The sequence below is a fragment of the Cytobacillus sp. FSL R5-0569 genome (genome assembly GCF_038007265.1).
GTDB lineage: Bacteria > Bacillota > Bacilli > Bacillales > Cytobacillaceae > Cytobacillus > Cytobacillus kochii.
Window position 1 is genome coordinate 3,277,813 of the sequence record NZ_JBBOWW010000001.1, and the last position, 23,076, is coordinate 3,300,888.

Below are 23,076 nucleotides of genomic sequence, written 5' to 3' on the forward strand. Positions count from 1 at the left end.
AAAAACGCGAACAAATGAATGTTCGCGTTTCATTCTGGCTAGGAAAACCAGTTTTTCTTATATACTATTTAATTCTTCTACCTTCGTTGGTTTCCATCCTTTTCCGTCTACCCACTCAATATATACACGATACATTTCATCTTTATTAGGTGAAGCGACTGTACCAACAGAACGATTTACACCGTCATTACCAAGGAAATAAACAGTCATAGCTGAACGATCTAATCCAGTAGCATAAGTGATTGCACGAAGCATTTCATCCCAATCCACATGACTCTGATCATACACAGCTGTCGGATGGTCGTCTTGTACTGTACCTACAGGTTGCCAAGCCGGATTTTCTACCGTTCTATTTACATCAGCACTACTGCCGCCTTCAGTGACAATCTCTTCCTCTTTTACTTTTTCTTCATTACTTTCTTCATCTTTATTCTCTTCATTATCATTATTTTCTTCTTCCTCACTGTTACCTTCTTGACTTCCCTCATTTGTTGCATCATCTTTCTCATCACTGCTATTTTCTTTAGAAGTTTCTTCATTATTTACTTCTTCATTCGCAGCAGAATCCGCTGGTTGATCCTCGTCTTTTCCACCGGAGAAAATAATCGTACCAACAACGATGATGAGCAGAATAACGACGCCAATTAAGCCATTTAAGATTATGTTTGTTTTTTTCCTTTTCGATCTTTTATCATAACGGGATGAACCATTATCAGTATTATTCAAAGGAATACCTCCTAATTTAAAAAAGAAATATCATAGCTGAAAACATTTTAACATGTCTTTTAAAAAACTTGAAGGGATAACCATTACGTGGAATGATCTAATCTATGTATTTCTTTCACAATATCAGCGAATAAAGAAAGTGGTGATGGGTCGGTACTTTTGGCATCTAACCGGACGGTTACTAGTGCATATCTTGGGTTATCATATGGAAAATAGCCAGCAAACCATTTATTTTCTAGTTGCTGCCCATTCACTTTTTTCCCTGTTTCCCCTGTTCCAGATTTGCCTGCTACTTGATACGGTAAATTTTGTAGTTGCCTACCTGTCCCCAAATCATGATTGACAACTTCAAGAAGAAGCTTTTGTAATGATATGGCTGTATATGGCTTAATATTTTTACCAACAATTTTTTTAGACTGAAAGCTCTTTACTTTCGTCCCATTTTTATATTCTAGTTGTGAGGCGACACGTACCATCTGCTTTTCTCCACCTCTTGCGATTGTTGCCATCATATTCGCCACAGCTAACGGTGTACTGCGGACATCTAATTGACCAATGGATGTTAGAGCAATTAGATTTGTATCTTTTCTATTTCGCGGATCACTAAAGACCTGGCCTTGTTCTTCATCTGCCAATTGCTGAAAGCCTTTTAAATGATAGAAATCTCCTTGCCATCCTACTTTTATCGATAGGCCTAATTTATTAGCATAGCTATCCACCACCAATGGTTCTATAGACATCAGCTCTTTGCCGACCGTTGCAAATGTATAATTACAACTTCTCGCAAAACTATCTTTAAAATTAAGCATGCCGTATTGATAATTTTCATCGATTTCTCCATTGATTGACCGATTACAATCAAACATACGACTTTTTGCATCTAGCCCATAATCTATCGCTGCTGCAGCGATAACAGTTTTAAAAATAGACCCTAGTACTTGATTTTGTACCATAAAATTATTTGTACCTTCTTCGCCATGAGCGAAAGGGTTGACTGGGTTCACTTTCGGACGAGAAACCATCGCGACAACTGAATTATCCTCAATATCTATTAACACCATCCCCCCTTTGGTAACCTCGTTTTTATCGACTAGCATTTCCATTCGTTGCTGCCATTCAAAATCAAGCGTCGTTCTAATATTCAATGGATAAAAAGGGCTCGCAGGGTGAACATACTTTACATTCGAGCCAAATAAAGGCCTTCCTTTTCCATCAACATGATAAATGAGCTTTGTTTCACCTTCTCCAGACAAAAGTTCATCAAAGCTTTTTTCCATCCCAGTTGCACCTAGTCTTGTTATATTAGATAAGTGTTTATTAGGATATCTTTTGGTTAGTAAAAAATCCCTATTGGCAATCCCTAATAATTGTTCTGCTGGTCTCTCATAAATCGGGTATGATTTTCTCGCTGCAAATACACCTGGTATTTCCAACTGATTAATCTCCTCCATTTGTTCATTAGACAAAATGAAAGGTTCTCGCTCACCATATACAATAGGATCCTTTATTGCTTGAACTTTTTGACGGAGTTGACTATTATCAACTTTAAGAATTTCAGCTACACTCGAGACATCCCATTCTATATCTTTTAGGAACGGAAAAAGGATTAAGACCGTTTTATAGGCTACAGTTAATTGTTTGCCATCTCTATCAAGCAAATTCCCTCTCTCGGCATCTATAACTATTTCCTTAGAGCGTTGTGCGACACTTTGACTGATCAAGTTAATGTCTCTATTTGTAAAATGCTTTGATTCAAACAACTGTATTTGAGCCAGTCTAACAATAAGTATTGATAAAATAATCATCATAACAGAAACAAACAGAATGACTCGTTTTCTTTGCATAAAAACACCTCGTCAAAAGTGTTGACGAGGTGTTTCTATTTCAAACGCTAAAACACAATAATTTTATTAGTTAATACTTGTTATCTTAACACTCATTTCTCCACCTGGTGTTTGCACTGACACTTCTTCGCCTACTTTTTTACCAATAAGGCTTTTAGCAATCGGAGAATCATTGGAAATTTTGCCCTCAAAAGGATCTGCCTCTGCACTACCTACGATAGAATAAGTCTCTTCTTCACCATCAGGTAATTCTACGAAAGTAACAGTTGAGCCTAAGCTAACTGCGTCGCCTTTCATCTCATCCTCAGTAATGATTTTAGCATTACGAATCATGTTTTCAAGAGTCGTAATACGACCTTCTACAAAAGCTTGTTCTTCTTTAGCAGAATCATATTCTGAGTTCTCAGATAAGTCACCAAAACTACGAGCTATTTTTATACGTTCAACCACTTCTTTTCGTTTAACGGTTTTTAGGTTTTCTAGTTCTTGTTCTAATTTCGTTTTACCTTCTTGTGTCATTGGAAATACTTTTTCTGTACTCAAAACACCCACTCCTTTACCATATATAACCAATTATTGGTCAAAAGTATGTATAAATTTTATAAACAATGCATTTACAGCGCGTCCTTTATCGAACGCGCCTATCTATGCAAACGTTTGTAGCCTTATTATTTTTCTATGCTATTGTGTCATAAAAAAGACTTTTCTTCAAGAATTGTTTGAATTTTTGTGACCATTAAATCAATCGCCACTTTATTTTGTCCACCTTCAGGAATGATAATATCGGCATATCTCTTAGTCGGTTCGATAAATTGATTATGCATTGGACGAACAACACTGACATATTGCTCAATTACTGAGTCAATGGAACGCCCTCGCTCCTTAATATCACGCATAAGCCTTCTAATAATTCTTAGATCTGCATCCGTATCGACAAACAGCTTCATATCCATTAAATCACGTAAACGCTCATCTTCAAGTACAAGAATACCCTCTAAGATAATCACATCTTTTGGTTCAACAACGATGACATCATCTGACCTCGTATGAATAGAATAGTCATATACAGGCTTTTCGATGACCTCGTGATTCGTTAAAGAGATGATATGCTCAATTAATAAATCTGTGTCAAACGCAAGTGGATGATCATAATTGGTTTTCAAACGTTCTTCAAACGGTAGATGTGCTTGATCTTTATAGTAATAGTCTTGTTCTAACATAAGAATAGAATGACCTTGAAATTGATTATAAATCGCCTTCGTTACACTTGTCTTTCCAGAGCCTGATCCACCAGCTACACCGATCACAATCGGTTTTCTCTTCATCTTTATCAATCTCCCTAACATCGTAGCTTTTTTGCTACTGTTTAACAATATACACCTTTTTGCTATGATTGCCAAACATATGGTACTTATACTAGTAATAATTCTTTATCACAACAAAACTTATTTCTTTCTACTAATCGCAACACCATCACCAATAGGCAAAATCACCGTATGGTAACGATCATTTTTCATAAGCCATTCATTAAATTGGTCAATTTTTTGCACTAGGTTGCGGATGCGTTTTTTTTCTATCTCTGCTTTTTCATAAACAAGGCCTTTAAATAACACGTTATCGGTAATAATTACACCTGTATCATTTAAATATTGACTATACATCTCGAAAAACTTCTTATACTGTCCTTTTGCTGCATCAATAAATATCATATCATAGTCACCTAATATTCGAACCTCATCTTCTTGCTCTAATGCATCGCCTTTAATTAAAGTGATTTGATTCGCCATGCCGCTTCTTGCAAAGTAGTTCTCTGCCTTTTCATAACGCTCCTGATCTCTTTCCAATGTAACAATATGAGCAGATGGACAAGCTTCAGCCATTCGTAAAGCGGAATATCCGATTGCTGTTCCAATCTCTAATATTTTTGTTGGTTGTTGAATTCGTACAATCTGTAACATGGCTTCAATACCTTCTAGTTCCATGATTGGCACACGATTTTCCCTAGCGTATTCTTCCATTTCCATGAAGAGGTTTGTACGATCCGGTATTAATTTTTGCATATATGTAATTAGCTCATCATTTAGCAATTACTTTCACCTCTATTAATTTAACTTCCATCCTTTGCATATGCAAGAAAAAAAGCGCTCACATTAGTAGATTGTCAACAAGAGCTTGGACCATCTACGCTATCTGCATGATACGCCACATAAAAAAATATATAAAATGCTTGTGCTATTTTACCACATAAAAAAGAGGAAAGCTATGAGATTTTATCATAAATGATGATCTAACATCATTCACACCTCTTTAGCTTCCTCTATTTTTTAATTATTACTAGTTATGTGCTCATTTTTCTTCACATTATGTTCATCCAATGTTTTAGAGAATAAAACTTCTCCTTCTGGTGTAGCTAGGAAATACAAATAATCCGTTTCTTCAGGATTCAATGCAGCTTCAATAGAAGTTGAACCTGCATTAGCAATCGGTCCAGGTGTTAGACCATTGTATTTATATGTGTTATATGGGTCATCTATTTCTAAATGCTTATACAATGTCCTTTCCTTATGCTCACCATGTGCATATAAAACGGTGGGATCTGTTTGTAAAGGCATATCTTCATCCATACGATTATAAAAAACGCTGGCTATCTTATCGCGGTCCACTTGTGCAGTGGCCTCTTCTTCGATTAATGAAGCCATTGTGAGTAATTCATGGACAGACATCTCTTTGTTCTCCATTGCATCTGTGTACTGAGCAAGCACTTCACTTGTCTTCTTAATCATTGGTGTTACAATTTCTTCTAACGTTGCATCTTCTTTGTAGTAATCATATGTGGCAGGGAATAGATAACCCTCTAAAGGGTATTTAATATTCTCCGCAAAAACATCATCAGTAATGACACTTGGAAATTTCTCCTGCATTTTCTGTACAAATGCTTTATCATTTAATTCTGCAAAGACTTCGTCTCCGTCCATGCCTGCTTTTTCTGCTATAATTGCTGCAATTTGCTCCAACTGCTTGCCTTCAGGAAGTGTGACTTTAAACACGACTTCTTGATCAACATTTCCAGTTTTCAGCTCTGATATGACTTGACCTAAAGTCATCGCCGGTGCCAGTTCATAAGTTCCTGCCATAAAGCCTGATTCATTCTTTAGCTTCACATAGTATTTGAATACTCTAGCATCCTTTATTATCCCATTCTCTTCTAATACTTGTCCGATCCCTGAAACGGATGAGCCTATAGGGATTTCGACATTTTTGACTTTGTCGTTATCTGGATTAACAGGTTTTAAAGCAGAATTCACATAAAGGAACCCACCTAGCCCTCCAACACCTATGATTACAAATAATATTATGGCTGCAATTAACACGATTTTACGCACAACTTTCGCCTCTGTTTGCCTCTCTATCAACTGTTTTTTCATCTTACCTTTTTTATCATCTGTCATGGTAAACCTCCTTGCAACTATTTCCCCTTACTATTCATACTTCCTTTTCGCCTCATGTTGCTACTGTATTAATAGCTGGAAAATAGCTCTCATACATCTCGGATTATTATACTATACTTTCTGTCATAGGATAGCATATTTAGACAAAATTCTTCTACTATAGAACGAATCAGTTATACTGAAAGCGTTAATCAATAATACCTCTCCCTTAATAATGAATGAGTTAAGTTTATAGAGAATGAGATAGAAATGAGGGCAATGCTGAAAGTGGAGGGTTTTTTTGAGATAGGTTATATTTTGCTAAGTCTTTTTTTACTTAATGTTTTTTTGTTGTGTGATATTAATTCTGGGTTAGCCTTAGTCGCAAGTTCACCTGCGAAGAATGATAGAACATAAAAAAAAGACCCACTAAATACGCGGGTCTTTTCAAATTTATTCTTCTTCGTTTTCTAAAAATGTATTTAACATCTCTTCGATAAGGTCCCATTCTTCGTCCGTTTCAATTGGCATTAATTCACCATCAGTATTATCTTCACTTGGAACGAATGCAGATGCATGAATTTCAACCTCTTCTTCATCCTCATCTGCACCAATTGGATAATAAAGAACATAAGATTTGCCAAATTCTTCAGAGTCAAAAGTAAAAAGCACTTCGCAAAGCTGCTCGTTACCTTCCTCATCTACTACTGTGATATTGTTTTCTCCGTGATCCATTTCTTTCACCTCTTAATTCTGGCTATCTAAATAACCTTGTAAAATCATGACTGCCGCCATTTTATCAATCACTTTTTTCCTTTTTTTGCGACTGACATCTGCATCAAGTAGGACTCTCTCTGCAGCGATTGTAGTGAGACGCTCGTCCCAATAAATAACCTCAACACCGAAACGTTTGTTAAGTTCATTACCATAGAACTGACTCGCTTCACCTCTAGGCCCTATTGTACCATTCATGTTCTTAGGAATGCCAACAACAACCTTTGTTACTTCATATTCTTTGAGCAGCTCACCAATACGTTTAAATCCGTACTGATTCTGTTCCTCATTTATTTTCACTGTTTCGATGCCTTGGGCTGTCCAACCAAGACCATCACTAACAGCCACGCCGACCGTTTTTGAGCCGACATCTAATCCCATTGTACGCATATTATCCCTCTCGTTGCTGTTTTAAATACGACTTCACAAGTTCTTCAATAATTTCATCCCGTTCTAACTTGCGAATCACATTCCTTGCATCTTTGTGACGGGGTATGTAGGCAGGATCTCCAGAAAGCAGGTAACCTACAATTTGATTAATAGGATTATACCCTTTTTCCTGCAGGGCATCGTGAACATGGAACAAAACTTTATTGACATCTTGTTCAAATGGTTCCTCAGGAAAATTAAATCTCATCGTTTTGTCAAATGAGCTCAATTGCTACACCTCACTATTCTGTTCTTAAGCGATTAAGCTACCTATTCAAAAAGAGAAGGATGGATAGCTACACCAAGTTCATGAAGAAGAGGTTATATAACCTCTTCTTTTTATGATTCGCTTTTGTTTACCTACATTTTACACTAAACTATTCGGGAATCAAACGGATTTTACCCATTCCTCTACAAATTGTAACGCTCCCTCTAATTTTGCTGGGTCTTTTCCACCAGCTTGCGCCATATCTGGACGTCCACCGCCACCGCCTCCACAGCGAGTAGCCACTTCCTTAATTAATTTACCCGCATGATAGCCACTTTTAATCAAATCATCTGTCACACCGGCAATTAAATTCACTTTTCCTTCATTCGCACTACCTAGTACAACCACTGCTGAAGCAAGCTTTTGTTTTAATTCATCTGCCATATTACGCAAGTGGTTCATGTCTGTCGCCTGAACTTTTGCAGCTAATACTTTTACACCGTTCACTTCTTTCACTTGGTCAATCAAGCTTCCAGCTTCAATATTACCCAATTTAGTTGCTAATGATTCATTTTCTCTTTGTAATTGCCTGATTTCTGCATGTAAGCTGTCAATTTTTACTGGTAAATCTTTTATATTTGATTTTAATTTAGCTCCAGCCTCTTTTAATACAGAGATTTGCTCTGTCATCATCTTATAAGCACCTTCACCTGTGACTGCTTCTATTCTTCTTGTGCCTGCACCAATCCCGCTTTCAGATTGGATTTTGAACAAACCAATGACTGCAGTATTTGCCACATGACAGCCACCACAAAGTTCTAATGAATAATCACCGATTTGAACAACTCGTACAATTTTCCCATACTTTTCTCCAAATAAAGCCATTGCTCCCATTGCTTTTGCTTCTTCAATATCTTTCAGGTCAATTTGCACATTTAAGCTATTCCAAATCTTCTCGTTAACAATGGCTTCGATTTTCTCTAACTCATCTCCTGTTACTTGTCCAAAGTGAGAAAAGTCAAATCTTAGTCGATCTGGTTCAACAAGAGAACCTGCTTGATTTACATGCGTACCTAATACATCTTTCAATGCTTGGTGAAGAAGATGTGTCGCAGTATGATTTTTTACGATTTTATTACGATTAAAATAATCTACAGATGCTTTAACCGATGAATGAGCTTTTAATTCTCCTTCTGTGACAACTGCACGATGGAGGTTTTGTCCATTTGGAGCTTTTTGCACATCTTTTATTTCAACCCTCACGCCACTTGCTGTTAGAGTTCCCTTATCAGCGATTTGCCCACCACTTTCAGCATAGAAAGGAGTAGCTGTCAATATTAATTGAACCTCTTCGCCTTGACCAGCTTGGTCTACTAGCTCGCCACCACTTACAATTGCAGCTACTTCAGTATCAATCGTCAATTGTTCATACCCAACAAACCTACTGTCTACCGTAATTTCACCTAGGACACTATCCTGGACTTGCATACTATCTATATCTTGACGAGCAGCTCGAGCGCGATCACGCTGATTTTCCATCTCTTTTTCAAAGCCATCATGGTCGATGCTCATCCCTTCTTCTTCTGCGTACTCCTCAGTTAATTCAACGGGGAAACCATACGTATCATAAAGACGGAAAACATCTTTTCCATCGATTACAGTATGTCCATTAGCTTTTTCTTTTTTCATTACTTCTGAAAGAATAGCTAAACCCTCGTGTAACGTTTCATGGAAGCGTTCTTCTTCGTTTTTAATGACTTTTTGAATAAAAGCCGTTTTTTCTTTTACTTGTGGATAATAATCAACCATTATTTCTGCAACCACTGGTACTAACTCAAACATGAACGGACGATGAATATTGATTTGTTTCGCATAACGAACCGCGCGACGTAATAATCGTCTAAGAACATATCCTCTACCTTCATTTGATGGAAGAGCACCATCACCAATTGCAAATGCTACTGTACGAATGTGGTCAGCAATCACTTTAAATGCGACATCTTGTTCCGCAGTTTTACCATATTTCTCAGCAGAAATATCTTCTGTTCCTTTAATGATTGGCATAAATAGATCTGTGTCAAAATTCGTCTTTACATTTTGCACAACTGAAGCCATACGCTCTAAGCCCATGCCCGTATCAATATTTTTCTTTGGTAGTGGAGTATATGTTCCATCTGGATTATGGTTAAACTCAGAAAATACAAGGTTCCATACTTCCAAGTAACGTTCGTTCTCTCCCCCAGGATAGAGCTCAGGATCATTTAAATCGTTACCATACTCTTCTCCCCTATCATAGAAAATTTCTGTGTTCGGTCCACTTGGTCCTTCACCAATATCCCAGAAATTCCCTTCCAAACGAATAATTCGTTCTTCTGGTACACCTACTTTTTCTCTCCATAATTTGTACGCTTCATCGTCCTCAGGGTGGATTGTCACAGATAATTTGTCTTCTTCAAAACCAATCCATTTTGGACTCGTCAAGAATTCCCAAGCATATAGAATCGCTTCTTCTTTAAAGTAGTCACCGATAGAAAAATTCCCAAGCATTTCAAAGAATGTATGGTGACGTGCTGTCTTCCCAACATTTTCAATATCATTGGTACGTATTGATTTTTGTGCATTAACGATCCTTGGATTTTCGGGAATCACTCGACCATCAAAATATTTCTTCAATGTAGCTACACCACTATTAATCCATAGTAGTGACGGATCTTCATGTGGTACTAAAGAAGCACTTGGTTCCACTGCGTGACCTTTTTCTTTAAAAAAATCTAAAAACATTTGTCTAATTTCTGCACCAGTTAAATGTTTCATAAAAAAACCTCCTAAAAAATTTATGTAACCATAAAAAAAAGCCCTCATCCCCAATACAGGGACGAGAACTTAAGCTCGCGGTACCACCCTGATTGTGAAAGAAAACTCTCACCTCTCAAAGCACCTTAACGCGGTGAACGGCAGTAGTTAACTGCACTCCGGATTAGCTTTCTGTTATCCTTCATCGAGAAATTCTCTCAGCCATGGAATTTCCTCTCTTTCGAATGGACTATAACATACTTCTTCCATCAACATCTTACATTATTTAAATAGATATAGTCGAATTATAGCTAGATTTTTGCTCTTTTGTCAATATCAATGTTTAACAGTATCAACAAATTCAGCTGAAACTATACCTTATCTGCCCTATGTCGGTTCATTAATAGTTTACGTGCATGTATAAGACTAATTTTTAGGATTGCCAAAATCGGAACAGCCATAATTAAACCAATGATACCGCCAGCTTCTCCACCAGCTAGTAATGAAAGCATAATAATGAGGGGGTGCATATGTAAGCTTTTCCCTACAATTAAAGGAGATAATATATTCCCTTCCACAAATTGCAATACAACTATAATAATTAATGTGATAATCACCATTTTGACTGACAGGGTCGCTGCAATAATCACCGCTGGGACTGCACCAATAATTGGACCAAAATACGGAATAATATTGGTTATTGCAATGATAAAACCAAGCAACAATGGATACTTCATACCGAACACCCAAAATAAAGTAGCTGAAATCACCCCGATTACTAAACATACAAGGAGCTGCCCACGAATATAACCTCCGAGTGACTTATCAACATCTCTTATAAACAAAACAGCTTCTTTTCTCCATCTTCTTGGCGTTAAGTACCAGACTGCTTTTTTTACATCCGTATAATCTTTTAAAAGGTAAAAGGAGATAAATGGGATAATAGCGATGATTAAAGCATAATTAAGAATCTCAAGCAATATATTAATTGCCTTTGTTAATAATTTATCTAATGCTGCTTCAATATTGTTAATCCCATCCTCTACACGTAATTGTAATGTTTCTGGCCATTCAGATGTGCGTTCTTGAATCAAAGCAATAAAAGAGCGATATTGCTCGGCAAACTCTGGCGCATGATCAACTAAATCATTTAGTTGATGAATAAAAGCCGGAATCCCTTTATACAATCCGTAGCCAACACCACCAAAAAATAATAAATAAATTCCTAAAGCTGCTAATCCTCTGTGCATACCCGTTTGATGTAACTTTTCAACAATAGGGTGTAAGAGATAAGTAAAAAATGCCCCAAGTAAAAACGGAATCAGCACAACAAGCAGTAATTTTAAAAGAGGGAGCCATAATTCTTTTAATTGAAAAAAGATATAAAGTAAAATGAGAACAAGCAAAACAAAGCCTAAACGGTACAACCATTTCATACGAACGTCCATGCACTACGCCTCCCTTTACTATCTTGAGAAGAGAGCATATGAATTATACATACAAGTTAAACAAGGGACGGAATGGATTCATTTATTGACATAGCACAGGTACGAAAAAACGTCCCCAATCTATTTGATTGAGGACGCCAAAACATTTAAAACATTTTCATTACTTTTCTTTGTATTTTTTTCATATCTCTTTTTGAGACGATGTTATTTTTCTGCATATAGCTATATGCGGCTACACCTGCGCCTATGACAGCTGCTGAGGTTAACATTTTATTCATCATATGACACCTCTCATAAGAATTTTTATGAAGAAAAACGACGCTCTTCTTCATCAAATAAGTCATCTAAAGAACTTAAAGACCCATCTTCTTCCACTTGGTGAGTGTGAATAATTCCTTTAGACAATGAGAGTTCGATAAAGCAATTCCAACAGTAATATTGATTTATGCCAATCTTACCGACATCTTTGCTTTGACAATTAGGACATTGAAGCATCATGGAAAGGACACCTACCTTATTCTACATTTACAATAATGGCATCCTTTCCAATCGCTGGTGCGCAACTAGCTTTAACTACTTTCTTTCCTTCAAGTACATCAGAAAAGAAGCCATCTGATAGTTCATACCCTACGATTGTGCCCAATTCTTCATTGAAATATACATCTTGAAGAAGTCCTAAGCGATCGCCCTCTCTTGTCATCATCATTCGGCCAGCCAGACGATTTTCACTAGCAATTGTAAAATCACTATGCTTTGGTATAGCTGTTAATACATCACAACTCTCAATCATCACACCATCCCAACCAAATGAGTACACATCTTTAATATCTAGAAAAAAGGATTTACGAATAAATGAGTGGTTCTTCACCCATAGTCCCTTCACTAATCCTTCGGGTGAGATGAAGAGATCATTCACTTCACCTATTGCCCTACCGTTATTCAACACGATTACCGACAAGCCTCTTAATAAGGAAAATGTTCGCAAAAGTTACTCCCACCTTCTTTGAACATTGTTATTTTGTTCAAAGATGGTGCGAGTCATTCTTTTTCCAGGTTGGCAATTTGTTTTATGTATATAGGTAAAAAAATAAGATGAGAAAAATCTCTCATCTTAGTCTAATCAGCCTCTAAAAAATCATAAGGTGTGATATTTTCCATTCCTATCAACGGGTCGACTTTCATCAAATAATCTTCATATGTTAATGATTCATCTACAGCTTCAATGGTCTCTCCTTCGAAGATTTCATCTTGTAACTTCAATCGTAAGTTAGATCGCCTCGATTGATCATCCAATCGTTGTATACCCATTTTTAACGCTTCTTCATCACCGCATAATATAAGGAACTGCTTGCTTCGTGTAATGGCAGTATATAATAAATTCCTCCGTAACATCCGGTAATAACTTTTAACGACCGGAAGAATAACAATCGGAAACTCACTGCCCTGTGACTTATGAACGGAACAACAATAGGCATGAGTGATTTGATTTAAATCCTGTTTTGTATACGTTGCTTCCACTCCGTCAAAAGAAACAATAACCATATCTTGTTTCTCTGTGTTCTCCTTTGCATAAAATATGGAAATAATTTCACCCATATCACCGTTATAAACGTGGTTTTCAGGTTGATTGACTAATTGCAACACCTTGTCTCCAATGCGATAGACAACATCACCAAAAGCAATTTCCTTTCTACTACCATCTTCATTAGGGTTGAAAATTTCTTGGATCATTTTATTAAGGCGATCAATACCTGCAGGACCACGATACATCGGTGCAAGTACTTGAATATCCTTTGCTAAATACCCCTTTTTCTTTGCATTTCGCACTACTTGCCCGATAACCGTGCCAATTTGACCTGGTTGGCATTGAAAAAAGGAACGGTCTTTTTGTTGCTGAGTAATATTTTGCGGCAATCTTCCCTTTTTCATTTCATGTGCTAACTCAATAATTGACGAGCCTTCCGATTGCCTATAAATATCTGTCAACATAACCGAAGGGATACGTTCAGAAAGTAATAAATCTCTTAATACTTGACCTGGGCCCACAGATGGTAATTGATCTTCATCACCAACAAGTATGACTTGCATTTCTTCAGGGATCGCTTTAAAAAGTTGATTGGCTAGCCATATATCAACCATGGAAGTTTCATCAACAATAAGAATTTTCCCTTCAAGCGGGTTTTCTTCATGATGGTCAAAACCCTCACTTCCATTCCAACCAAGCAATCTGTGAATCGTCACAGCTGGTAATCCTGTAGATTCTGCCATTCTTTTCGCCGCTCTTCCAGTAGGTGCAGCTAATAAGAAAGGAAAAGGCTCTTCTTTTTTATAGTCTTTCGGATTTAAACTACAGCCATGTAATTCACCATACAATTCAACAATTCCTTGAATAACCGTTGTTTTGCCCGTACCTGGACCACCAGTTAAGATCATCATTGGCGACATTAACGCTTTTTGAATGGCATCTTTTTGAGATGGCGCATACTGTACCGAAAGTCGCTCTTCTAATTGTCCCAAAGCAAGGAGGAATTCCGATTCAGGAAACTGTTCATTAAATTCCGTTTGATTGAGTATACGTTTGATATTTGTAACGATTCCCTTTTCAGAAAAGAAAAGAGAAGGTAAATATAACTGCTGTCCTTCTGCAATCACTTTTCTCTCTTCTCCGAGCTTTAAGATTGCTTCACTAATCGCCTCGTAAGGGATTACCTCAGTCGCTTTTTCCTCTAATAGTTTTTTGACAGCAGGGAGTAATTCTTCTGCTTCAGCATATACGTGACCTGCCTGTGCACTTTCACTATCAAGCACATACAAACATGCTGCTTTAATACGGTCAGGATGACTACCTGACATTCCCACTTGTTGTCCAATCTCATCTGCCCGATGGAAGCCAATCCCTTCAATATCCTCTACGAGTTGATAAGGTTTTTTTTGCAAAATATCTATTGCTTGATCTTTATATGTTTGAAAAATCTTCATAGATAGTTGTGGACCAAAACCAAGTTGATTGAGGTGAATCATGACTTGTTCAATTCCTTGATTCTCCACAAGTGTGTCGTATAAAACTTTCGCTTTTTCACTTGCTAATTTTGGTATCCCATCTAATAATGAAGGATTATTTAAAATGCTATTGATCGCATTTTCTCCAAGCTCGTCCACGATACTTTGTGCCGTTTTCTTACCAATTCCTTTAAAGAGGTCACCTGATAAATAATTAACGACACCTTCTTTTGTTTGAGGCATTTCTTTCTTGTACTGCTCTACATGGAATTGCAACCCAAACTTTGGATGTTCCTTCCATTCCCCTATAAATGTATAGGTCTCCTCTTCATGGATTTTCGGTATGTAGCCAGTAATGACCGCTTCTTTCTCTTCATATTGTGCATTTGTCTCTAGCACCCGAATACGTAAAACCGTATAAAGATTACTCTCATTATGGAAAATAGTCACAAGATGCTTGCCCTTTACATACGTTTTTTGTTCAGCAAATAAATCTAAAGAATTCTGCTCATCCATCCCATATGCTCCTTCCTTTTTAAGCGCATCTTGTTTTTTATCTTATGCTTGTTTTTCAATCATTTTCTTACCGTAGCCGGCAAGCATATGATCCGGTTGTATATCCAATGCACGATTAAAATGAGCGAGTGCCTTTTGCACGTCTTCTTTAAAACCATAAGCGACACCGAGATTATAATGAGCATCTGCATGTTCCTCATCTAATTCAATACATTGTTGTAGTTGCTTAATGGCTTCATCTATTAATTCTAATTGCGCTAAGCAAAGACCATATTGAAACGCCGCTTCTGCATCCTGTGGATTTAATTCAGTTGCACGTTGCAAGTATGGTAATGCTAATTTCCCTTGCTCTAATTGCATAAGGGAAATACCTAACATAAAATAATTGTCTCCATGGTCGATTCCTTTTTGCATCGCTTGTTCAAACATATTTTTAGCCTCGTCAAATTGTTCTTTTTCAAAAAGTAAATTTCCGACACTATAATAAGCAACACCCGCGTTTTCATCAAGTTCAATTGCTTTTAGAAAAAACTTCAATGCTCGTTCTCCGTCGCCAACGGCTGATAAAACATTACCAAAATTGATATAAGAAACCGCATCCTCAGGGTTTTCATCAATGGCTTCCATAAAAATCTTAGCTGCTTCTTCCCATTTACCTTCTTGCATATATTGAATACCTTGTTGGTTTTTATCCATTATTTATCGACTCCATTTCTATCTCTTTACTCTTCGAAATAGTATAGCATATTTTTCGTTATGACTTCATTCACAGGCTAAACGTTCAGGCATAATTTGTTTAGGTTTTTAGAATTGAACATAATATAGTTGGTACACGGCTTGATTTTCCAGCTTCTCCAAAGAATGAGAGGAGAAAAGTTAACTTCGATGATTTGCGGCATTTGTGCGTATCCATTCTAGACTCAGTAACTTGTTGAAGATTTATCATAAAAACGTGGGAAAAATAAAAAACCAGGCAATCAATTTGCCTGATTTTTTATCCTACATATGTGAGTTGATTACTATTAATATATACTTCATCAATTGTTGCTCCGCCTAAGCATTCGTCACCTTTATAAAAAACAACTGATTGGCCAGGGGTAATCGCTCTACTTAGCTCATGAAACTTCACTCGAACTTTATTGTCCGCTAAGCGTTCCACCGTTACATTATTGTCTGTCTGACGATATCTAAATTTAGCTGTACATTCAAATGTTTGTGGCATTTCTTTTTCAGATACCCAACTTACATTCACAGCTACAAGGGAATCGGAATATAATTTTTCATGGTGAAAGCCTTGTCCTACATAAAGAACATTCCTTTTCAAGTCCTTACCAATCGCAAACCAAGGCTCACCTGCGCCACCGATCCCTAAACCATGTCTTTGACCAATTGTATAATACATTAAACCATCATGCTTACCGACTACTTTACCATCAAATGTCTCCATATTACCTGGTTGAGCTGGTAAGTAGTTACCTAGGAATTCTTTAAAGTTTCTTTCACCAATAAAACAAATACCAGTACTATCCTTCTTAGTAGCTGTTGCTAAATTTGCTTTTGCCGCAATTTCCCTTACCTCTGACTTTTTAATATTGCCGATTGGGAACATTACTTTTTTTAATTGATCTTGCGAAAGCTGATTAAGGAAATACGTTTGATCTTTGTTTTCATCAAGGCCACGAAGCATTTTTACTTCGCCGTCTCTTTCTTCTACACGCGCATAATGACCAGTTGCTAAATAATCAGCACCTAAATGCATCGCATGTTCTAGAAACGCTTTAAATTTTATTTCCTTATTGCACATGACATCGGGGTTCGGTGTTCTACCTGCTTTATATTCTTCAAGAAAGTAGGTGAACACTTTATCCCAATATTGCTTCTCAAAGTTGACAGCATAGTATGGAATACCGATTTGATTACATACGCGGATTACATCTTCATAGTCTTCCGTCGCTGTACATACACCGTTTTCATCGGTGTCATCCCAGTTTTTCATAAAAATGCCGATGACATCATAGCCTTGTTCTTTGAGAAGGAGTGCAGCTACCGATGAATCAACGCCACCGGACATCCCAACAACAACTCGCGTATCTTTTGGCGCTTTTGTCATTGTCTTCACCTCTCTTTGCTATACTTTATTTATGCCTGAAATCGTTGCACGATTTTACTTACTTCTTTTCCAGCTACACCTGCTTGTTCTAATGTATTACCATAGCCAAAGCTGAACCTTATAGAGTTAGCTAACCGCTCATCTCCTTTACCAAACATCGCGACCAGTACATGCGATGGGTCTATAGATCCTGCTGTACATGCAGAACCACTAGATGCGGCAATCCCTACCAAATCCAAATTAACAAGCATAGCTTCCACATTTGTTCCTGGAAAGCTTAAGTTTAATACATGAGGAAGTGTTTCAGCAAGCGAACTGTTTTGCTTAAACTTTATTCCATTTTCTATCAATGTTTGCAAGAACATTTCTCTTAATTGTTGAAAGTGCGTACTTTTAGCCCCTCTATTTTGTTGACTTACTTTCACTGCTTCTAAAAAACCAGCAATGGCAGGTACGTTTTCCGTTCCAGCTCTACGCTTTCTTTCTTGCTCGCCCCCAAACAATCTTGAAGGAAGGGAAATGTCTTTCCGGCAATATAGAAATCCAATACCTTTTGGACCATTTATTTTGTGAGCTGAAACAGAAAGTAAGTCAATATTTGCTTCATTCACATCTATAGGCAATAGGCCATAAGCTTGTACCGCATCTGTATGAAAGACTGCTTGATGATTAACGAGCAGTTTACCTATCTCAGCGATGGGCTGAATGGTACCAACTTCATTATTCGCATACATGATGGTAACTAAAATTGTATCATCTCGTAACGCTTTCTTAACAGTGTCTACCTCAATGACCCCTTCATTGTTGACTGGTAAATATGTTACTTCAAATCCTTCTCTTTCAAGCTCTTCGCACGCATGTAGTACTGCATGATGTTCAATTTCTGAAGTGATGATATGCTTACCTTTATTTTGATTCGCTCGAGCTACTCCAAAAATAGCATGATTATCGGATTCGGTTCCACCACTTGTGAAAATAATCTCGTTTGCAATAGCTCCAATACTTGATGCCATTACTTCTCTTGCCCGATCAAGTACTTGTCTTGCTTCTCTACCAAAAGAATGAATGCTTGATGGATTTCCGTAATCCTCTTGCATCATTCGCATCATTACTTCAATTACTTGAGGATGCATCGGACTTGTTGCCGCATGATCCAAATAAATTCTTTCCACTTTTTTCACCTTCTTGCCAATCTGTTAAATATAAAACATATAAGCATCGGATTCACCATTATCTTTATGGTTTGCTAAATCCTCAATCGTTGTATTATCCAATACCTCTTTCACTGCGTCACGTATACGCATCCATAATTCTCTTTTAGCTGGTTCTTCATTTTCTATCCCTTCAACTGGACTAATCGGACCCTCTAATACGCGAATAATATCGCCTGAAGTGATCTTTGATGGCTCATCTCCAAGTATATATCCGCCATAAGCTCCTCTTATACTTTTCACAAAACCAGCATTTCTTAAAGGAGCAATTAATTGTTCTAAATAGTGTTCTGATAAATCATTTGCTTGTGCAATTGTTTTTAATGAAACGGGACCTTCCCCATATTTCTTTGCGAGTTCTATCATAATCGTTAATCCGTAACGACCTTTTGTCGATATTTTCATTCCCGACACCTCTATTCATCTTTATTCTCTCTATAAATTCCATCGTTACCTGTTATGAGGCAATCGATACTTTTCTTTCCTTCATTCGTGCAAGTAACTTATTCGTAAATCGTTGACATTGTGGTAATGCTGCACCGACTATTGGACCAGTAGCCAAGCTTAAAACGATTGTCCCCCAAAAAACAGGACCGCCAAGCTGCCAACCGATAACTAACACAATAATTTCCATACTTGACCTTATATAGGCAACTTTCCAACCTGTTCGATTCATTAATGCCATCATTAAACTATCCCGTGGCCCAGTACCTAAACGAGCTGATATATACAAGCCCATACCATAACAATTAATTAAAAGACCACAAGCAAACATAATGAATTTTCCCCAAATCGTTTCAGGAGTGGTCATAAACGGTAATAATAAATACAAATCAATAAAGATTCCAATAAGAATCATATTAAGATAAGCACCTGCTTTTGGCATCTCTTTACCAATGATTGCCGCAATGGCAAGTACAAGAATACCAACAATAATAGACCAGGTGCCAATTGATAACCCTAATTGATAATACAAACCTACATGCAATACGTCCCAAGGTGTTGCGCCTAAATCTGCAACAATAAGGAGTACAATTCCTAAACTCATTACTAATAAACCGAGTAAATAGATAATAAACCTCGGTCCTGTTTGCCCTATTTTATTATTATTGATCATTTGACAAGCCCTCACAGGATAGATTATTTTTAATCTTTTTTCTTACGCCCTCCATTAAATGGTAGAATACTCTTTAATAAGTAGTTGGATAGGTTAAAAACATTTTTCTTCACAACATATAAATAGACCTTGCTATTATAGCACATTTGCAAGCGTTAATCATTTTAGCTATTTTAATTTTATGATATGTTATCAAAAGGAACAGGATAAGCCTCTTATCTAATTAGGAGTGATATAGTTGAGTATCAAACCGTTAGCTTTTCGAATGAGACCAAGAACAATCAATGAAATTATTGGTCAACAACACCTCGTGGGAGAAGGTAAAATTATTCATAGAATGGTAAAAGCGAAACAACTATCATCGATGATATTATACGGACCACCAGGAATTGGAAAAACCTCTATTGCTAGTGCAATAGCTGGTAGTACTAAATTCGCTTTTCGCACTTTAAACGCAGTGACAAATAATAAAAAGGATATGGAAGTCGTAGCAGCCGAAGCAAAGATGTCAGGTAAGGTTATTTTATTATTAGATGAGGTTCATCGCTTAGATAAAGCAAAACAGGATTTTCTTTTACCTTATTTAGAAAATGGCATGATTACCTTAATAGGTGCTACTACTAGCAATCCTTATCATGCAATTAACCCCGCCATCAGAAGTCGATGTCAAATTTTCGAACTAAAGCCATTAGAAGTGGAAGAGATTAAAACGGCATTAAAAGTAGCTATTGCTGATGAAGATAGAGGGCTGGGTAATAAGACAATAGACATAGAAGATGAGGCATTAACTCACTTTGCAACTGCATCTGGAGGCGATGTTCGTAGTTCGCTAAATGCGCTTGAATTGGCAGTGCTTTCAACTGAACCAGATGACTCAGGTACTATCCTCATTACACTTTCAGCTGCCGAAGAATGCATGCAAAAAAAGAGTATGGCACATGACAAAGATGGTGATGCACATTACGATGTTTTATCTGGATTCCAAAAATCCATTCGTGGAAGTGACGTGAATGCCTCCCTTCATTATTTAGGCAGATTAATTGAGGCAGGAGATATGGTTAGTATTACAAGAAGACTATTGGTTATCGCTTATGAAGATATCGGACTTGCCTCCCCCCAAGCTGGACAAAGAACATTATCAGCCATTGAATCAGCAGAGCGGTTAGGTTTCCCTGAAGCAAGAATTCCGTTAGCTAATGCAGTGATTGAGCTATGCCTCTCACCGAAATCTAATTCAGCTATTATGGCGATTGACCGGGCTTTATCAGATATACGTGCAGGCATTAGCGGTGAAGTTCCAGATCACCTAAAAGACGCCCATTATAAAGGGGCGAAAGAATTAGGTAGAGGCATTGACTATCAATACCCGCATGATTATGAAAATGGATGGGTAAAGCAACAATACTTGCCTAATAACATTAAGCAGAAAACTTATTATGAGCCAAAAACGAACGGTAAATTTGAACAAGCTCTTTCCAATGTTTACAAACGGCTACAACAGTAAGATTCTGGCTAAAAAAGATAGTAAATCCACTCAGTTCTAAATGTTTGAGTGGATTTTCCTCATTTGTTAACAATAAAATACTTGGCAATGCCTTATCTATCTCTTGTCACTCTGATAAGTAACGCAGAACATATCTTTTCATCACCACTTATTTCCACTCAAAAAAAAGAGAAAACGTGTTATTTTGCATCGAAGATAGTTGTTGGAATCTCTTGTGAAAGTAAAATAAGCTCGGACACAGTTACCCCTTTAAATTCAATATTTTTCATTGTTTTCAAGATTTCCTCTAGTGCAAACACTGTCTGTGAACGATCACCACCAGCATCATGTAAAACAATTATATCTCCAGGTTTCATCGCAGTAGATACGTGATGAAAAATAGGATAAACACCAGGGTTCATCCAATCTTTAGGATCTTGATGCCAAGACCACATCGTTACTAAATAACCTTGTTTTGTAGCTGTATTCATAATAGTATCATTGTATATCCCTGCAACTGGTCGATATAACGTCATTGATTTAGAAGTAATGGCTTTCACAACCTCCTCTGTCTTTATAAGTTCTTCTGTCAATTTATCTTCTTTAATTAAAACATCATATCCGTGGTTATACGTATGATTAGCAATTTCATGACCTTCTTTATTTATACGCTGTATCACCTCAGGGAAATCCTTTGCTTTTTTCCCCACGACAAAGAAAGTCGCCTTTACTTGATATTTTTTTAATAAATCTAAGATTTGCGGCGTGTATACAGGATCTGGTCCATCATCAAATGTAAGTGCTACATAATTTCCTTTCATTTGGCAAAAATCCCAAATGGCTAGGCCCAATTGTTCGTATTCATCTCTTTCCTTAATCGAAGCCTCGCTAATACGAAATGGTATAAATAAAATCATTATAAAAACGAGAAAAAACCACTTTATCCTCATGACCCCACACTCCTTCAATGATTATTGTGACCATTTTACCCATAAAAATAAGCTGCTGGAAATTTCCAGCAGCTTCTAGATTTTATCCAGCTATATCTCTTTTCTTAAATATGATAAATGCAATGATTTGGAATATCAGAAAATAAACAATCAACATGATAACGGAAAAAGTTAACGTCATTCCTGGTAACATCGGTGTTCCTTCAAAGTACTGAAACAGATCGGTATTAGCAAATAAACTATATTTCGCCCAATCATACTTCATCGCAATGAGGTGAGTAATTTGTCCACCAGCAAACATAAGGAAAATAGATAAACCAATTGCTAATGAACTACTTCTGAATGCTGATGAAATCATAAAGGCCATCGTTGCTAGCATAATGTTTTGAATGGATGATAAACTATACACATTGATTAAATGCAAAATCATTGACTGTTCTTTTACTACTCCATCTTGATATAAGAGATACGGTTCACTACCACCTAAACCAAATAGAACGAGGCCTAATATGCCAGAGAACATGAAAAGTAAAAAGAGCAAACTGAAACCAAATAACAGCACAGTTATGTACTTGGAGAGAAGAATTTTACTTCTAGTAATTGGGCGAATGAGTAGCAGTTTAATCGTTCCCCAATTAAATTCACTTGCTACAATCCCTCCAGCAATAATAATCATAAACAAACCGGCAAAATCTATTAGCGAAGACATATCAGATATAAAACTCAGTGCCTCGTAATCTCCATTTGGTGATATATTGTTTTCGATGCGATACTCATTAATGGCAATGATCTTTTCATAGCTTTCTTTTACATCCTCTGGAAGCATATCTCCGGAATTCTCCAGCTCCTTCTCATAGGAGTCTATCTCCATTTGTAACCCTTTTTGCCATTGCTCATTTGGAGGGACTGATCCTTGTACATCTTGGTATTTCATAAAAGCACCTGCTACAGCGACGATAAAAAGAAGAATGCCAATCATTACATAAGTGCCACTTCGTTTAAAGATTTTCACCCATTCGTTTCTAATTAATGAGAACAT

At 37.0% G+C, this 23,076-nt stretch carries 23 protein-coding genes and 1 other annotated feature; of the genes, 1 reads left to right on the forward strand and 22 read right to left on the reverse strand.

The features are described 5' to 3' along the window. Positions 1–57: 57 nt before the first annotated feature. From MKX78_RS16650 to MKX78_RS16745, 20 genes are all read right to left on the reverse strand, one after another. On the reverse strand, positions 58–726 hold the full coding sequence (locus MKX78_RS16650; protein WP_341051640.1) for a DUF1510 family protein: 669 nt from the start codon (positions 724–726) through the stop codon (positions 58–60). A gap of 83 nt (positions 727–809) precedes the next feature. Further along, a complete protein-coding gene (locus MKX78_RS16655; RefSeq protein WP_341051642.1) occupies positions 810–2,570 on the reverse strand; it encodes a peptidoglycan D,D-transpeptidase FtsI family protein in 1,761 nt (586 codons plus the stop codon). A 66-nt stretch (positions 2,571–2,636) separates the two neighbouring features. Further along, entirely contained in the window at positions 2,637–3,113 is a 477-nt protein-coding gene (gene greA, locus MKX78_RS16660) for a transcription elongation factor GreA (protein ID WP_095372476.1), read from the reverse strand. 146 nt (positions 3,114–3,259) lie between these two features. Continuing rightward, on the reverse strand, positions 3,260–3,895 hold the full coding sequence (gene udk, locus MKX78_RS16665) for a uridine kinase (protein WP_095372475.1): 636 nt from the start codon (positions 3,893–3,895) through the stop codon (positions 3,260–3,262). A gap of 120 nt (positions 3,896–4,015) precedes the next feature. Further along, positions 4,016–4,657, reverse strand: a complete 642-nt coding sequence (locus MKX78_RS16670; protein WP_095372474.1) for an O-methyltransferase — start codon at positions 4,655–4,657, stop codon at positions 4,016–4,018. A gap of 237 nt (positions 4,658–4,894) precedes the next feature. Then, positions 4,895–6,019 (reverse strand): endolytic transglycosylase MltG, encoded by a 1,125-nt coding sequence (gene mltG / locus MKX78_RS16675; RefSeq protein ID WP_095372473.1) that lies wholly within the window; start codon positions 6,017–6,019, stop codon positions 4,895–4,897. 432 nt (positions 6,020–6,451) lie between these two features. Next, positions 6,452–6,733 carry a DUF1292 domain-containing protein gene (locus MKX78_RS16680; RefSeq protein ID WP_095372472.1) on the reverse strand — a complete coding sequence of 94 codons (282 nt, stop codon included), beginning with the start codon at positions 6,731–6,733 and terminating at the stop codon, positions 6,452–6,454. 12 nt (positions 6,734–6,745) lie between these two features. Next, positions 6,746–7,162 (reverse strand): Holliday junction resolvase RuvX, encoded by a 417-nt coding sequence (gene ruvX, locus MKX78_RS16685; RefSeq protein ID WP_095372471.1) that lies wholly within the window; start codon positions 7,160–7,162, stop codon positions 6,746–6,748. A 1-nt stretch (position 7,163) separates the two neighbouring features. Continuing rightward, positions 7,164–7,430, reverse strand: coding sequence for an IreB family regulatory phosphoprotein (locus MKX78_RS16690; protein ID WP_095372470.1), 267 nt, complete (start codon positions 7,428–7,430; stop codon positions 7,164–7,166). Between the two features lie 159 nt (positions 7,431–7,589). After that, entirely contained in the window at positions 7,590–10,223 is a 2,634-nt protein-coding gene (alaS, locus tag MKX78_RS16695; RefSeq protein WP_307312806.1) for an alanine--tRNA ligase, read from the reverse strand. 54 nt (positions 10,224–10,277) lie between these two features. Continuing rightward, positions 10,278–10,484, reverse strand: a binding site (T-box leader). An 89-nt stretch (positions 10,485–10,573) separates the two neighbouring features. Then, positions 10,574–11,650, reverse strand: coding sequence for an AI-2E family transporter (locus MKX78_RS16700; RefSeq protein ID WP_307312804.1), 1,077 nt, complete (start codon positions 11,648–11,650; stop codon positions 10,574–10,576). 146 nt (positions 11,651–11,796) lie between these two features. After that, positions 11,797–11,928, reverse strand: a complete 132-nt coding sequence (locus tag MKX78_RS16705; protein WP_095372467.1) for a DUF3918 family protein — start codon at positions 11,926–11,928, stop codon at positions 11,797–11,799. Positions 11,929–11,953: 25 nt separating this feature from the next. Then, a complete protein-coding gene (locus tag MKX78_RS16710) occupies positions 11,954–12,145 on the reverse strand; it encodes a hypothetical protein (RefSeq protein ID WP_095373640.1) in 192 nt (63 codons plus the stop codon). 19 nt (positions 12,146–12,164) lie between these two features. Beyond that, positions 12,165–12,635: a PRC-barrel domain-containing protein gene (locus MKX78_RS16715; protein WP_095372466.1), complete on the reverse strand. Its 471-nt coding sequence runs from the start codon at positions 12,633–12,635 to the stop codon at positions 12,165–12,167. A gap of 131 nt (positions 12,636–12,766) precedes the next feature. After that, complete coding sequence (gene recD2 / locus MKX78_RS16720) at positions 12,767–15,166, reverse strand: SF1B family DNA helicase RecD2 (RefSeq protein ID WP_341051646.1); 2,400 nt, start codon at positions 15,164–15,166, stop codon at positions 12,767–12,769. A gap of 42 nt (positions 15,167–15,208) precedes the next feature. Beyond that, positions 15,209–15,862 (reverse strand): tetratricopeptide repeat protein, encoded by a 654-nt coding sequence (locus MKX78_RS16725; protein ID WP_095372464.1) that lies wholly within the window; start codon positions 15,860–15,862, stop codon positions 15,209–15,211. Between the two features lie 298 nt (positions 15,863–16,160). Continuing rightward, positions 16,161–17,276 (reverse strand): tRNA 2-thiouridine(34) synthase MnmA, encoded by a 1,116-nt coding sequence (gene mnmA, locus MKX78_RS16730; RefSeq protein ID WP_341051647.1) that lies wholly within the window; start codon positions 17,274–17,276, stop codon positions 16,161–16,163. Positions 17,277–17,305: 29 nt separating this feature from the next. Continuing rightward, positions 17,306–18,448 carry a cysteine desulfurase family protein gene (locus MKX78_RS16735; RefSeq protein WP_095372462.1) on the reverse strand — a complete coding sequence of 381 codons (1,143 nt, stop codon included), beginning with the start codon at positions 18,446–18,448 and terminating at the stop codon, positions 17,306–17,308. A gap of 24 nt (positions 18,449–18,472) precedes the next feature. Continuing rightward, the gene (gene cymR / locus MKX78_RS16740) at positions 18,473–18,892 is read right to left on the reverse strand and encodes a cysteine metabolism transcriptional regulator CymR (protein WP_095372461.1); all 420 of its coding nucleotides are present in this window, start codon (positions 18,890–18,892) and stop codon (positions 18,473–18,475) included. Between the two features lie 52 nt (positions 18,893–18,944). Further along, the gene (locus MKX78_RS16745; RefSeq protein WP_307312797.1) at positions 18,945–19,604 is read right to left on the reverse strand and encodes a YczE/YyaS/YitT family protein; all 660 of its coding nucleotides are present in this window, start codon (positions 19,602–19,604) and stop codon (positions 18,945–18,947) included. 238 nt (positions 19,605–19,842) lie between these two features. On the opposite strand from MKX78_RS16745, the gene MKX78_RS16750 reads away from it, so the two are divergent. Next, entirely contained in the window at positions 19,843–21,108 is a 1,266-nt protein-coding gene (locus tag MKX78_RS16750) for a replication-associated recombination protein A (protein WP_095372459.1), read from the forward strand. Positions 21,109–21,287: 179 nt separating this feature from the next. On the opposite strand, the gene MKX78_RS16755 is transcribed toward MKX78_RS16750, so the two are convergent. Together MKX78_RS16755 and MKX78_RS16760 are read right to left on the reverse strand one after the other, a co-directional pair. After that, entirely contained in the window at positions 21,288–22,037 is a 750-nt protein-coding gene (locus MKX78_RS16755) for a polysaccharide deacetylase family protein (protein ID WP_322909622.1), read from the reverse strand. Between the two features lie 82 nt (positions 22,038–22,119). After that, positions 22,120–23,076 carry an ABC transporter permease gene (locus MKX78_RS16760; RefSeq protein ID WP_095372457.1) on the reverse strand — a complete coding sequence of 319 codons (957 nt, stop codon included), beginning with the start codon at positions 23,074–23,076 and terminating at the stop codon, positions 22,120–22,122.

Excerpts from the sequence above, each read along its gene's own strand:
- MKX78_RS16700 (WP_307312804.1), bottom strand. The coding sequence starts at position 11,650 with ATGGACGTTCGTATGAAATGGTTGTACCGTTTAGGCTTTGTTTTGCTT.
- MKX78_RS16725 (WP_095372464.1), bottom strand. The coding sequence starts at position 15,862 with ATGGATAAAAACCAACAAGGTATTCAATATATGCAAGAAGGTAAATGG.
- MKX78_RS16710 (WP_095373640.1), bottom strand. The coding sequence starts at position 12,145 with ATGCTTCAATGTCCTAATTGTCAAAGCAAAGATGTCGGTAAGATTGGC.
- cymR (WP_095372461.1), bottom strand. The coding sequence starts at position 18,892 with ATGAAAATATCGACAAAAGGTCGTTACGGATTAACGATTATGATAGAA.
- MKX78_RS16745 (WP_307312797.1), bottom strand. The coding sequence starts at position 19,604 with ATGATCAATAATAATAAAATAGGGCAAACAGGACCGAGGTTTATTATC.
- mltG (WP_095372473.1), bottom strand. The coding sequence starts at position 6,019 with ATGACAGATGATAAAAAAGGTAAGATGAAAAAACAGTTGATAGAGAGG.
- alaS (WP_307312806.1), bottom strand. The coding sequence starts at position 10,223 with ATGAAACATTTAACTGGTGCAGAAATTAGACAAATGTTTTTAGATTTT.
- recD2 (WP_341051646.1), bottom strand. The coding sequence starts at position 15,166 with ATGGATGAGCAGAATTCTTTAGATTTATTTGCTGAACAAAAAACGTAT.
- MKX78_RS16755 (WP_322909622.1), bottom strand. The coding sequence starts at position 22,037 with ATGAGGATAAAGTGGTTTTTTCTCGTTTTTATAATGATTTTATTTATA.
- MKX78_RS16680 (WP_095372472.1), bottom strand. The coding sequence starts at position 6,733 with ATGGATCACGGAGAAAACAATATCACAGTAGTAGATGAGGAAGGTAAC.
- udk (WP_095372475.1), bottom strand. The coding sequence starts at position 3,895 with ATGAAGAGAAAACCGATTGTGATCGGTGTAGCTGGTGGATCAGGCTCT.
- MKX78_RS16760 (WP_095372457.1), bottom strand. The coding sequence starts at position 23,076 with ATGTTCTCATTAATTAGAAACGAATGGGTGAAAATCTTTAAACGAAGT.
- MKX78_RS16655 (WP_341051642.1), bottom strand. The coding sequence starts at position 2,570 with ATGCAAAGAAAACGAGTCATTCTGTTTGTTTCTGTTATGATGATTATT.
- mnmA (WP_341051647.1), bottom strand. The coding sequence starts at position 17,276 with ATGACAAAAGCGCCAAAAGATACGCGAGTTGTTGTTGGGATGTCCGGT.
- ruvX (WP_095372471.1), bottom strand. The coding sequence starts at position 7,162 with ATGCGTACAATGGGATTAGATGTCGGCTCAAAAACGGTCGGCGTGGCT.
- MKX78_RS16705 (WP_095372467.1), bottom strand. The coding sequence starts at position 11,928 with ATGAATAAAATGTTAACCTCAGCAGCTGTCATAGGCGCAGGTGTAGCC.